At 63.3% G+C, this 13269-nt stretch carries 9 protein-coding genes and 1 pseudogene; 9 read left to right on the forward strand and 1 reads right to left on the reverse strand.

Translation table 11 applies throughout. From position 1 onward, the window contains the following. The first annotated feature begins 1 nt into the window (after window position 1). The 3 genes from trmD to ACZ9A3_RS02280 all read left to right on the forward strand — a co-directional run bounded on the left by trmD (window position 2) and on the right by ACZ9A3_RS02280 (window position 1651). On the forward strand, window positions 2-754 hold the full coding sequence (gene trmD / locus ACZ9A3_RS02270) for a tRNA (guanosine(37)-N1)-methyltransferase TrmD (RefSeq protein ID WP_045196554.1): 753 nt from the start codon (window positions 2-4) through the stop codon (window positions 752-754). Between the two features lie 43 nt (window positions 755-797). Then, window positions 798-1148 (forward strand): 50S ribosomal protein L19, encoded by a 351-nt coding sequence (gene rplS, locus ACZ9A3_RS02275; protein WP_038996821.1) that lies wholly within the window; start codon window positions 798-800, stop codon window positions 1146-1148. A 95-nt stretch (window positions 1149-1243) separates the two neighbouring features. After that, window positions 1244-1651 carry an acyl-CoA thioesterase gene (locus ACZ9A3_RS02280; RefSeq protein WP_045196557.1) on the forward strand — a complete coding sequence of 136 codons (408 nt, stop codon included), beginning with the start codon at window positions 1244-1246 and terminating at the stop codon, window positions 1649-1651. Between the two features lie 74 nt (window positions 1652-1725). On the opposite strand, the pseudogene ACZ9A3_RS02285 reads toward ACZ9A3_RS02280, so the two are convergent. Then, window positions 1726-3524: pseudogene (locus ACZ9A3_RS02285) on the reverse strand (cation:proton antiporter). 76 nt (window positions 3525-3600) lie between these two features. Between ACZ9A3_RS02285 and xerD the strand changes: the two are divergent. The 6 genes from xerD (at window position 3601) to ACZ9A3_RS02315 (ending at window position 13266) form a co-directional block, all read left to right on the forward strand. Then, window positions 3601-4497: a site-specific tyrosine recombinase XerD gene (xerD, locus tag ACZ9A3_RS02290; RefSeq protein ID WP_093386835.1), complete on the forward strand. Its 897-nt coding sequence runs from the start codon at window positions 3601-3603 to the stop codon at window positions 4495-4497. Between the two features lie 150 nt (window positions 4498-4647). Further along, window positions 4648-5376 carry a bifunctional protein-disulfide isomerase/oxidoreductase DsbC gene (dsbC, locus tag ACZ9A3_RS02295; protein ID WP_045193700.1) on the forward strand — a complete coding sequence of 243 codons (729 nt, stop codon included), beginning with the start codon at window positions 4648-4650 and terminating at the stop codon, window positions 5374-5376. A gap of 79 nt (window positions 5377-5455) precedes the next feature. Then, window positions 5456-6760, forward strand: coding sequence for a homoserine dehydrogenase (locus tag ACZ9A3_RS02300; RefSeq protein ID WP_093386830.1), 1305 nt, complete (start codon window positions 5456-5458; stop codon window positions 6758-6760). 105 nt (window positions 6761-6865) lie between these two features. Next, entirely contained in the window at window positions 6866-8275 is a 1410-nt protein-coding gene (gene thrC / locus ACZ9A3_RS02305) for a threonine synthase (RefSeq protein ID WP_045193698.1), read from the forward strand. An 89-nt stretch (window positions 8276-8364) separates the two neighbouring features. Then, the gene (locus tag ACZ9A3_RS02310) at window positions 8365-11961 is read left to right on the forward strand and encodes a transporter substrate-binding domain-containing protein (protein ID WP_476252100.1); all 3597 of its coding nucleotides are present in this window, start codon (window positions 8365-8367) and stop codon (window positions 11959-11961) included. An 84-nt stretch (window positions 11962-12045) separates the two neighbouring features. Continuing rightward, complete coding sequence (locus ACZ9A3_RS02315) at window positions 12046-13266, forward strand: EAL domain-containing response regulator (protein ID WP_258596754.1); 1221 nt, start codon at window positions 12046-12048, stop codon at window positions 13264-13266. Window positions 13267-13269: the final 3 nt, after the last annotated feature.

Genomic DNA, 13269 nt, shown 5'->3' on the forward strand with positions numbered 1-13269 from the left:
AATGGCCAGCCTGCGCGTAGACGTCATCACGCTGTTCCCCGAGATGTTCTCGGCCATCAGTGAGTACGGCATTACCAGCCGCGCGGTGAAACAGGGGTTGTTGCAACTGACCTGCTGGAACCCGCGGGACTACACCACAGATCGTCACCATACGGTAGATGATCGGCCGTTTGGCGGTGGTCCGGGCATGGTGATGAAGATCAAGCCTCTGGAAGACGCCCTGGTGAATGCCAGGCAGGCAACCGGAGAGGCGGCAAAGGTGATTTACCTGAGCCCACAAGGCCGCAAGCTGACTCAGTCGGCGGTCAAAGACCTGGCGAAGCACGAATCGTTGATTCTGATAGCCGGTCGATATGAAGGCATCGACGAGCGCTTTATTGAAGCTCATGTCGATGAGGAGTGGTCGATTGGAGACTATGTCCTGTCTGGCGGCGAGCTGCCGGCGATGGTCCTGATCGATGCGGTTACACGACTGCTGCCTGGAGCTTTAGGGCATGCGGACTCGGCGCAGGAAGATTCCTTCACCGATGGTCTGCTTGATTGCCCGCACTACACCCGACCTGAGGTGTATGCGGATCAGCGTGTTCCCGACGTGTTGCTTAGTGGCAACCATGCACACATCCGGCGATGGCGTTTACAGCAGTCCCTTGGGCGGACCTATGAACGACGCGTCGATCTTCTGGAAAGTCGCTCACTTTCTGGAGAAGAGAAGAAGCTGCTGGCGGAATACCTCCGTGAGCGGGACGATAGTTAACGTATCGATGGTAAATCCAGCTGATTTACCTTAGGAGCACAGCATGACCAACAAAATCATTCTTGCACTCGAAGCAGAGCAGATGACCAAAGAGATCCCGACCTTTGCCCCGGGCGACACCATCGTCGTTCAGGTGAAAGTGAAGGAAGGCGATCGTTCGCGTCTGCAGGCTTTCGAAGGCGTTGTCATCGCCAAGCGTAACCGTGGTGTGAACAGTGCTTTCACTGTTCGCAAGATCTCCAACGGTGTTGGCGTTGAGCGTACTTTCCAGACCTACAGCCCGCAAATCGACAGCCTGGCCGTGAAACGTCGTGGTGACGTGCGTAAAGCCAAGCTGTACTACCTGCGCGACCTGTCCGGTAAAGCCGCTCGCATCAAGGAAAAACTGTCCTGAGGACAGCTTGACCGGTGGCTACGGCCACCATGCGAAAAAAGCAGCCTTCGGGCTGCTTTTTTGTTGTCTGAAATTTGTCGTCCAATGTGAAGCCCATGACCTCCAGAGAGCAGGAAATCGAGCGCCGCACCGAACTGTCGGTGACCCGCGTGACCAAGGCGGTATTCCCGTCCACCACCAACCACCACAACACCCTGTTCGGCGGCACCGCGCTGGCCTGGATGGACGAAGTCTCGTTCATTGCTGCCACGCGTTTCTGCCGCTTGCCGCTGGTAACGGTGTCGACCGACCGTATCGACTTCAAGCACCCGATTGCCGCCGGCTCCATCGTCGAGCTGGTCGGGCGGGTGGCGACAGTGGGTAACACCAGCCTCAAGGTCGAGGTTGAAGTGTTTGTCGAAAGCATGAGCTGCGACAGTCGCGAAAAGGCCATCCATGGCCTGTTCAGCTTTGTCGCCATCGATGAAGACAAGCGCCCGGTGCCGGTATTGCCCGGGTTCTGACCATCCTGTAGGAGCGGGCTTGCCCCGCGATAATGTGTAGACTTCACCGGCCTTATCGCGGGGCAAGCCCGCTCCTACTGCGGCTGAATCAACGCCACCAGTGTCCACCCAGGCCCGGGCTTGAGCAGGCTGTCGGGCCCGAACACATGCACCCAGCCACTGCCATCGCGGGCAAACAACGGGTTGGCCCGCTCGCCATGCAGCGCCTGGTAGTCCGCCCAGCCGAATGCTCTCGGTCAGGTGCGTGCTGTACAGCTCGGCGCCATTGTTCAGTAATCCGGCCAACTGCCCGTAGGTCAGCGGCTGGCTTCCCAGTGTCTGCCCGCGGTGCTCATCGCTGGCGCGGTGCTTGTCGCTGCGCTTGGCCTCAAGGCCACTGGCCAGGACAAACAGCCGCTGCGGGCCAAAGTCGTGGCGAAAGCGCGTGCAGGCCAGGGTGTTGAGCTCACCTGCCGGTGACAACCCGAGCAAATGCCCCAGGCCTACCAGGTCCAGGTGGGCATCGGCATGCTGCGAGGCGGGGTGGCCGAAGTAGGTTGGCAAGCCATCCATGCGTGCCGCGCGGATGTTCTCCCAGCTGGAATCGGCCAGCAGCACCCGGCAATCGAGCTGTTGCAAAGCCTTGGCCACAGCGCGGGCCGGCGGGTTGGCGCCGACGATCAAAAAACCGCTGGGGGCAGGTTCGGCAACCTTGAGCAGGCGTGCCAAGGGCCGCGAAGTGGCGCTCTGCAGCACCACGGTGCCGATGATCACCGCGAAGGTCAATGGCACCAGCAGCAGTGCGCCTTCATGCCCGGCTTCATCCAGGCGGATGGCAAAGATCGCCGACACCGCGGCGGCAACGATGCCGCGCGGGGCGATCCAGGCCAGCAGGGCGCGTTCGCGCCAGTTCAATTGCGAGCCGAAGGTCGACAGCGCGACGTTAAGCGGCCGGGCCACGAACTGAATGATCAGCAGCAGGGCCAGCACCGCCGGGCCCAGGCCGATCAGGGCATTGAGGTCCAGGCGCGCGGCCAGGAGGATGAACAGCCCGGAGATCAGCAGCACGCTGAGGTTCTCCTTGAAGTGCAAAATCTGTCGGACATCCACGCCCTTCATGTTGGCCAGCCACATGCCCATGAGGGTGACCGCCAGCAGCCCCGACTCATGCATCACCTGGTTGGCACCAATGAAAATCCCCAGCACCGCCGCCAGCGACGCCAGGTTGTGCAAATACTCCGGCAGCCATTGGTTGACGCATCACCTGGCCGAGCAGCCAGCCGCCGGCCACGCCGAACGCGCTGCCGCAGACAATCACCCCGGCAAAGGTCACCAGGCTGTGGCTCAGGCCGTCGCCGGCGGCGCTGGCGATGATGAAGCTGTAGACCACCACCGCCAGCAGCGCGCCGATCGGGTCGATAACGATGCCTTCCCAGCGCAGGATGTTGGCGATCGTTGCCTTGGGCCGTACCACCCGCAGCATCGGCACGATCACCGTCGGCCCGGTCACCAGGGTCAGGGTGCCGAACAAGGTTGCCAGCAGCCAGTCGAAGCCCAGCAGCCAGTGGGTGGCCAGGGTGATTACCAGCCAGGTCGACAGCGCGCCGAGGGTGACCATGCGCTGCACCACGCTGCCGATGTCTTTCCATTGCGACAGGTGCAGGGTCAGGCTGCCTTCGAACAGGATCAGCGCCACCGCCAGCGACACCAGCGGCATCAGCAATGGGCCGAACAGTTCCTGCGGGTCGAGCCAGCCGAGCAACGGGCCGGCGAGGATGCCGCTGAGCAGCAGGAAAAGGATCGCCGGCAGCTTCAGGCGCCAGGCCAGCCATTGGCAGCAAAGCGCTGCCAGACCTATCCCGCCAAATGCCAGCAATATCTGTTGTTCGTTCATTCGGGCTCCCTATGCCGGCAGTGTTATGGAAGACTAGCGGCAATTCGTCGTTTTCGTCGCTTGCCGCAGAGTTGTCATGCCCGCTATTGAACATCCGCTTATCGATCAGTTCCTGGACGCCCTGTGGCTGGAGAAGGGCCTGGCCGACAACACCCGCGATTCCTACCGCAGCGACCTGGCGCTGTTCAACGGCTGGCTCACGGAGCAGGGCGTCGAGCTGCCCGATGCCGGGCGCGAACTGATCCTCGATCACCTGGCCTGGCGCCTGGAGCAGGGCTACAAGCCACGCTCGACCGCGCGTTTTCTCTCCGGGGTGCGAGGCTTCTATCGCTACCTGTTGCGGGAAAAACTGATCGGCATTGACCCGACCCTGCAGGTGGAAATGCCGCAACTGGGGCGGCCATTGCCCAAATCCCTGTCGGAAGCTGACGTCGAAGCCTTGCTGCAGGCACCGGACCTGAGCGAGCCGATCGGCCAGCGCGACCGCGCCATGCTTGAAGTGCTGTATGCCTGTGGCTTGCGTGTCACCGAACTGGTCAGCCTGACCCTCGATCAGGTCAACCTGCGCCAGGGCGTGCTGCGGGTGATGGGCAAGGGCAGTAAGGAGCGCCTGGTGCCCATGGGTGAAGAGGCGGTGGTGTGGATTGAGCGCTACCTGCGTGACGGCCGTAACGAACTGCTCGGCGGGCGTCCCAGCGATGTATTGTTCCCCAGCCTGCGCGGCGAGCAGATGACCCGTCAGACCTTCTGGCACCGCATCAAGCACCAGGCGCTGGTGGCCGGTATCGACAAGAGCCTGTCGCCGCACACCCTGCGCCATGCCTTCGCCACTCACCTGCTTAACCACGGCGCCGACTTGCGCGTGGTGCAGATGCTGCTCGGCCACAGCGACCTGTCGACCACCCAGATCTACACCCATGTGGCCCGCGCGCGGCTGCAGGAACTGCATGCCCGGCATCACCCGCGCGGCTGAGCGCTGATCGAACATTGCGTGCATCGCCCGCAGTCGGTCTGTGCTGGCATCTGTGGTAGGCTTGTGCGGTTTGCATCAAGGGCCGTGTAATCGCCGTGGTTTAAGCACGTGCGTCCAGCTTCCGGCCCCCGTCCGCCCTCAGGAGTTCCCATGCGCGTGACCCAGATTTTCGCCGCCGCCGCCCTGGCGCTGGTCAGCACCTTTGCCGCTGCCGCCGACAACGCCGAGCAGGCGATCCGCAAGACCCTGCAGTCCCTGGAACTGGGCGTGCCGGTCGATAGCGTTGCCAGCAGCCCGCTCAACGGCCTGTATGAAGTCAAGCTTGAAGGCGGCCGCGTGCTGTACGCCAGCGCGGATGGCCAGTTCGTCATGCAGGGCTACCTGTTCCAGATCCAGGACGGCAAGCCGGTCAACCTGACCGAGAAGACCGAACGGCAGGCCATCGCCAAGACCATCAATGCCATTCCAGCGGCCGAGATGGTGGTTTATCCTGCCAAGGGCGAAACCAAGTCGCACATCACCGTGTTTACCGACACCACCTGCCCGTACTGCCACAAGCTGCACGCCGAAGTGCCTGAGCTCAACCGTCGCGGTATCGAAGTGCGCTACGTCGCCTTCCCGCGTCAGGGCCTGGGTTCGCCGGGTGACGAGCAGTTGCAGGCGGTCTGGTGCTCGAGCGACCGCAAGGCGGCGCTGGACAAGATGATCGACGGCAAGGAAATCAAGGCCGCCAAGTGCGCCAACCCGGTCGGCAAGCAGTTCGCCCTGGGCCAGTCGATCGGCGTCAACGGCACGCCGGCCATCGTCCTGGAAAACGGCCAGGTGATTCCGGGCTACCAGCCGGCGCCGCAAGTGGCCAAGCTGGCCCTGGCCAAGTAATTCAATCGCAAGCCGTTGCCTTGGGGTGACGGCAGTTTCACGATCGGCTGCCAGCCGGTCGTTTCATGGGGAGTTCACAGTGAAACCGGTCAAAGTAGGCATCTGTGGGTTGGGGACCGTCGGTGGCGGTACCTTCAATGTACTTCAGCGTAACGCCGAGGAGATCGCCCGCCGTGCCGGGCGTGGTATTGAAGTGGCACAGATTGCCATGCGTTCGCCAAACCCGAATTGCCAGATTACCGGTACCCCCATTACCGCTGATGTGTTCGAGGTCGCAACGAACCCGGAAATCGACATTGTCATCGAGCTGATCGGCGGCTACACCATTGCCCGCGAGCTGGTGCTCAAGGCCATCGACAACGGCAAGCACGTGGTCACCGCCAACAAGGCGCTGATTGCCGTGCACGGCAACGAGATCTTCGCCAAGGCCCGTGAGAAGGGCGTTATCGTCGCCTTCGAAGCGGCTGTGGCCGGTGGCATCCCGGTGATCAAGGCGATCCGTGAAGGCCTGTCGGCCAACCGTATCAACTGGGTGGCCGGGATCATCAACGGTACCGGCAACTTCATCCTCACCGAAATGCGTGAAAAAGGCCGTGCGTTCCCCGACGTGCTGGCCGAAGCCCAGGCCCTGGGTTACGCCGAAGCCGACCCGACCTTCGACGTCGAAGGCATCGATGCCGCGCACAAGCTGACCATCCTGGCGTCCATCGCCTTTGGTATCCCGCTGCAGTTCGACAAGGCCTACACCGAAGGCATCACTCAGCTGACCACCGCTGACGTCAACTACGCCGAAGCGCTGGGTTATCGCATCAAGCACCTGGGCGTGGCCCGCAGCACTGCCAACGGTATCGAGCTGCGAGTGCACCCGACGCTGATCCCGGCCGACCGCCTGATCGCCAACGTCAACGGCGTGATGAACGCCGTGATGGTCAACGGTGATGCTGCCGGTTCGACCCTGTTCTACGGTGCTGGCGCCGGCATGGAGCCTACCGCTTCGTCGGTGATTGCCGACCTGGTCGATGTGGTTCGCGCCATGACTTCTGATCCGGAGAACCGCGTACCGCACCTGGCCTTCCAGCCTGACTCGCTGTCGGCCCACCCGATCCTGCCGATCGAAGCCTGCGAAAGCGCCTACTACCTGCGCATCCAGGCCAAGGATCACCCGGGCGTGCTGGCCCAGGTGGCGAGCATCCTTTCCGAGCGCGGCATCAATATCGAATCGATCATGCAGAAGGAAGTCGAGGAACAGGACGGCCTGGTGCCCATGATCCTGCTCACTCATCGAGTGATCGAGCAACGCATGAACGACGCCATCACCGCCCTGGAAGCCTTGCAGGATGTGGTCGGCAACGTCGTGCGTATCCGCGTCGAACAACTCAACTGACAACTGCGGCAAGCGGCAAGCTGCAAGCGGCAAGATCACAGCGGGACTGCGGTGATTTGCAGCTTGAAGCTCGAAGCTTGAAGCTCAAACCGAAGGTTTGCAAAAATGCGCTACATCAGTACCCGCGGCCAGGCACCGGCCCTGAACTTTGAAGACGTGCTGCTGGCCGGTCTTGCCAGCGACGGCGGCCTATACGTGCCGGAAAACCTGCCGCGTTTCACCCAGGAAGAAATCGCTTCCTGGGCCGGCCTGCCCTACCACGAGCTGGCCTTCCGGGTGATGCGCCCGTTCGTCACCGGCAGCATCGCCGATGCCGATTTCAAGAAGATTCTCGAAGAAACCTACGGCGAGTTCGCCCATGCCGCGGTTGCACCGCTGCGTCAGCTGAACAGCAACGAATGGGTGCTGGAGCTGTTCCATGGCCCAACCCTGGCGTTCAAGGACTTCGCCCTGCAACTGCTCGGCCGCCTGCTTGATCATGTGCTGGCCAAGCGTGGCGAGCGCGTCGTGATCATCGGCGCCACCAGTGGTGATACCGGTTCCGCCGCCATCGAAGGCTGCCGCCGTTGCGACAACGTCGATATCTTCATCCTCCACCCGCACCAGCGCGTGTCGGAAGTTCAGCGCCGGCAGATGACCACCATCTTCGGCGAGAACATCCACAACATCGCCATCGAAGGCAACTTCGACGACTGCCAGGAAATGGTCAAGGCCAGTTTCGCTGACCAGGGCTTCCTCAAGGGCACCCGCCTGGTGGCAGTGAACTCGATCAACTGGGCGCGGATCATGGCCCAGATCGTTTACTACTTCCATGCAGCCCTGCAGCTGGGCGGCCCGGCGCGTTCAGTGGCGTTCTCGGTTCCGACCGGCAACTTCGGCGACATCTTCGCCGGCTACCTGGCGCGCAACATGGGCCTGCCGATCAGCCAGCTGATCGTCGCCACCAACCGCAACGACATCCTGCACCGCTTCATGAGTGGCAACCAGTACGTCAAGGAAACCTTGCACGCAACCCTGTCGCCGTCCATGGACATCATGGTTTCGTCGAACTTCGAACGCCTGCTGTTCGACCTGCACGGTCGCAATGGCGCGGCTATCGCCGGGCTGATGGACAACTTCAAGCAGGGCGGCGGTTTCAGCGTCGAACAGGATCGCTGGACCGAAGCGCGCAAGCTGTTCGATTCGTTGGCGGTCGATGATGCGCAAACCTGCGAAACCATCGCCGACGTCTTTGCCCAGACCGGTGAGGTGCTCGACCCGCACACCGCGATCGGCGTCAAGGCCGCACGCGAGTGCCGCCGCAGCCTGGACACGCCGATGGTGGTGCTGGGCACTGCGCACCCGGTCAAGTTCCCGGAAGCGGTGGAGAAGGCCGGTGTCGGCAAGGCTCTGGAACTGCCGGCGCACCTGACTGACCTGTTCGCCCGCGAAGAGAAGTGCACGGTACTGGCCAATGACCTGAAAGCCGTTCAGGCTTTCGTCAGCCAGCACGGTAATCGCGGCAAACCGCTCTGATCGACTGATCGGCACAACAAAGCCCGTCTCTGACGGGCTTTTTTATTTCTACACTGGCAATGGTTTGCAGCAACGGATCAAGGGTATCAATGAGCACCGGACATCGACGCACAACAGGGCTGTTGCTGGCCTGCCTGTTCTGGCTGGGTATCGGGCCCTGGGCCCAGGCCGCCCAGAGCCTGCCCTTTACCCTGGTACCGCCGTTCACCGAGCTTGGGCCGATGCCATTGACCGCGGCCCAGCAACAATGGCTGGGCCCGGCGCGGGTGTTGCGGGTCGGTATCTCGTTTGCCGACTACGAGCCGGTGGACATCACCATCGACCGCAACCGCTACCAGGGCATCAGCGCCGACTACCTGAGCCTGGTTGCCGAACGCCTGGGGGTGAAAACCCAGGTGCTGGCCTTCGCCAAGCGCGAGGAGGCGATCGAGGCCTTGCGCCATGGCGACATCGATGTCCTGACCAGCGCCAACGGCTTTGAACGCAGCGTGGCGGGCCTGGCGTTCTCCGACGATTACATTCCGGACCGCTCCATGGTCGTGGTGCGTGGCGGCGCGCCGGTGCCGCCAAAGTCGCTGGCGGGGAAGAAAGTGGTCCTGCTCGACGGTTATGCCGACACCCGGGTCATGCACCAGGTTTATCCCGACAGCCAGGTGCTGCTGGCGCCCAACCTCAGCAGTGCCCTGGAGGCGCTCAATCAGGGTGAAGTGGATGCGTTTGTCGGCAACGAGATCATCATCCGCGCCTTCAACGCGCTGCGTCCGTACCTGGGCCTGCAGGTGGTCGGCCCCAGCGCCTTGCCGCCGATTGGCTTCGCCTTTGCCGTGCGTGCCGAAGACCGGCTACTGCAGGAGATGTTCAACCAGGCGCTGGCCAGTATCGAGGAGTCGGTGCGCCGCGAAATTCTTGGCCGCTGGACCTCCGGCCTGGGCTCGGACGTGGCTCATCACCGGGTCGAGCTGAGCGTCGCCGAGCGCCGCTGGATCGCCAGCCATCCGCGGGTGACCGTGGTTGGTAGCCAGTATCCGCCTTACCTGTTCCGCACTCGCCAGGGCGCCTGGGTGGGGCTTAACAGCGATGTGCTGGCGACCATTGCGCAGATGACGGGCCTGCAGTTTGACTATGCGCCGTCCGAATCGATTGCCCAGAGCCTGGAGCTGCTCAGGAGCGGGCAGGCCGACTTGAGCACAACCCTCAGTGAAACCGCGGAGCGCCGCGAGTTTCTCGGGTTCACTCATTCCATTGGCGGGCAGAGCTGGGTGTTCATCGTTCGTGCGCCGCAACTGGGCCTGGCGTCGCTGGACGAACTGGCCGGGCAGACCCTGGCACTGCCGGCGCAGCATGCGCTGGAGAGCACCCTTCGCGAGGATCACCCGGGTATTCGCCTGTTGTTGGTGGACTCGCTGGAGCAAGCCCGGGAAAAGGTCCGCAACGGCGAAGCCCTGGCCACCATCGACAGCGAAATCGGCGCCTACAGCGTGATCGGCAACGACCCGGTGCTCAAGGTCGGGCGTGGAGTCGAGGGCAAGTGGGCACCGGACCGGTTCTCGGTACGGCGTAGCGCTCCGGAGCTGGAAAGCATCCTCAACAAGGCCCTGGAAGCCTTCCCGGTCGCCGAGTTGCGTGCCGTGCGCATGAAGTGGCTGGGCGCGCTGGCGCCGCCAGCGCCGGCCTGGCAGCGGATTGCGCCGTGGATCTACTGGACCGTGGCGGCGGCGGTACTGTTCGGGCTGGTGTCGCTGGTCTGGAGCAGTCGCTTGCGCGCGCAGATCAACCAGCGGCAGAAGGCCGAGCAAGCCCTCAACGACCAGTTGGCGTTCAAGCGCGCACTGCTCGACGGAATCCCCAACCCGATCTACGTGCGCGACCTGGAAGGGCGGCTGATCACCTGCAACAAAAGCTACGAACAGGCCTTCTCGATGCGCCTGGAAGATGTCAAGGGCCGGCGGCTGACAGACATCGATGTCATTCCCGAGGCGCTGGCCAGGCAACTGCATGCCGATTACCTGAGCCTGCTCGAAGATCCGCAACCGGTGTTCGCGGACCGCTGTATCGAGTTTGAGGGCCAGCGCACCGATGCCTACCAGTGGACCGTGCCGTTCTACAGTGCCGACGGGCAGCTGCAAGGCCTGCTGGGGGGCTGGATCGACATCACCGAGCGCAAGCAACTGGAGGTGGCGCTGGTCGAAGCCCGGCAGCAGGCCGAGCAGGCCAACCAGGCCAAAAGTACCTTTCTGGCGACCATGAGCCACGAGATTCGCACGCCCATGGCGGTGATCATCGGCCTGCTCGAACTTGAGCGGGAAACCACCCTGGGCCGCGGCGAGCAACCGTCCCGGCGGCTGGAAACCGCCCATCAATCAGCCCGTGAGCTGATTGCGCTGATCGGTGACAGCCTCGACCTTGCCCGGATCGAGGCCGGCAGCCTGCAGCTCGAACCCCAGGCCCGGGCACTGGCGCCGTTTCTCAAGGCTATCGTCGAGCAGTTCCAGGCCCAGGCCCTGGCTCAGGGCCTGGACTTGCGCCTGCAACTGGCCAGCGAAGCAGAAGGGGTGTACTGGTTCGACCCGCTGCGCTTGCGCCAGGTGCTGACCAACCTGCTGGGCAACGCCCTGAAATTCACCCACCTGGGCCTGGTAGAGCTGCAGGTCAGCCGCACTGGCTGCGACAGTTTGCAGGGCATTGGCTTGCGCCTGTGTGTGCGTGACACCGGCATCGGTATCAGCAAGCAACAGCAGAGCGCGCTGTTCCAGCCCTTCGCTCAGGCAGGCGCGGGTGCCGAATATGGCGGCTCGGGCCTGGGCCTGAGCATTTGCCGGCAATTGGTCGAGTTGATGGGCGGCAACATTGCCCTGCGTAGCGTGCCGGGCAAAGGTACCGAGGTCAGTGTCGAGCTGACCCTCGAAGCGCTGGCTGCCGAGCCTGTAGCGCCAGCGCCGACGCGTGGGCTGGCGGGCGGGCCGGCGCGGCGGATTCTGGTGGTCGATGACCTTTCGGCCAGCCGCCTGGTGCTCAGCCAGCAACTGGAATTCCTCGGCCATGAGGTGCTGGCCGTGGAGAACGGCCAGAGTGCCCTGCAGGCCTGGCAGGACGGCGATTTCGACCTGGTGCTCAGCGATTGCAACATGCCGGTGATGAACGGTTATGCGCTGGCCCGTGGCATCCGCCGCCTGGAGCGCGACAGCCAGCGCCCAGCGATCGCCATCGTTGGCTGCACCGCCAACGCTATGAAAGAGGAGCGCGCCCGCTGCCTGGAGGCCGGCATGGATGAATGCCTGGTCAAGCCGGTCGCGCTGGCCCAGCTTGTCGCGGTGATCGACAGGCTGGCCGCGCGGCCCAGCTTCAGGATGGATACCCTGCAGAAGATGACCCAGGCCAACAATGCGGTACTGCGGCGCATGCTTGAGGAGTTGCGCAAAAACCTGCGGGAAGAGTCCGCTTTGCTCGCCTCTGCCGTCCAGACCCAAGGCTGGGAAGCCATTGGCGTGGCATTGCACCGCCTCAAGGGCGTCGCCTGCCTGATTGATGCGCTGCCGCTGGCGCAGGCTTGCGCGCAACTGGAAAAGGCCAGCCAGGTGCGCTCGGCGCAGGCTGCCGACCCGGGATGGGCAGCATTGCAGGCGGCAATCGACCAGTTGAATCAGGACATTGAACAAGAGCTGTGGAAAATGTCACCTGAACTTTAGGACATGTCCTATGGGCGTCCTAGGTCAATTTTCCTAGAGTTGCACAGTGCTGTCGTTCAGATCGGCTACTGCGGGGAAATTTTCATGCGCTCACTGAAGGTTTTGATTCTCGAGGATCATCCTTTCCAACTGATGGCCTTGCATCAGATGCTCAATGCCAATGGCGTCTTCGATGTGCTGACGGCAGAGTCGGTCGACGGCGCACGGCAGACGCTGTCCCGGCGCGGACGGGTCGATATCGCCATCTGCGACCTGCACATGGACGGCCAGGACGGCCTGGAACTGATCCGTCACCTGGCTGACAGCGGCCTGGCGGCGGCCTTGATTATCCTCAGCAGCGCCGAACGTGGCGTGCTCGATAGCGTCGCCGACCTGGCCCGGCAATTGGGCTTGCGGGTGCTCGGCAGCCTGCAGAAGCCGGCTTGCAGCGTGTCGCTGCACAAGTTGCTGCGCCGCTACCTCGACGAGCCCGGCGATTCGCCCCAGGCGCTCGCCGCACCGGCCCATGCCGAGCTGTTGGCCATGTCGCCCGCCGAGTTGGCGCAGAGCCAGGCGCAGTGGCAGGCCCATTACCAGCCCAAGGTGGGTTTCGACGGTGCCCTGGTCGGGGTGGAGGCGTTGGTACGTTGGCAACACCCAAGCCTTGGCTTGCTTAGCCCGGCGCAGTTCTTCCCCTTGATTGAAGGCGCCGGGTTGCTGGAGGCACTCAGCTGGCACGTACTCGACCAGGCCCTGGCATTCAGTGCCCAGGCCAGGCTCGCCAGTGGCCAGCCATTACCCGTGGCGGTCAACATCGCCCCGCTGATGCTCACCCGCGATGATTTCGCCGCGCAGGTCGTCGCGGCCCTCAAGCGCCATGACGTGCCGGCCAGCGCCCTGACCCTGGAAGTCATCGAAACCCATGGCTGCCAGCTCGACAGCAACCAGCTCGAAGGGCTGCTGCACCTGCGCATCCAGGGCTGCCAACTGTCGATCGATGATTTCGGCATGGGTGTGTCCAATCTGCAGCGCCTGCTCGAACTGCCATTCAGCGAGTTGAAACTGCCCAGCGAGTTTGTCCGGGGCATGGCCGATGATGGCCGTAAGGCGGCGGTGGTGGCGGGGGCGCTGATCATGGCCCGGCGCATGGACCTGAACGTGGTGGTCGAGGGCGTCGAGACGGTGGATGACCTGATGGCGATCAAGGCCCTGGGCAGCCCGATCATGCAGGGCTATTTCATTGCCCGGCCGATGGCGGGGCCGGACCTGCGCCGGTGGATGCTCGAGCGTGAGCCGGCCGAGGCCAGGCTGCGGCGCAGGGCGTGAACA

The organism is Pseudomonas sp. TE4620, assembly GCF_056279045.1.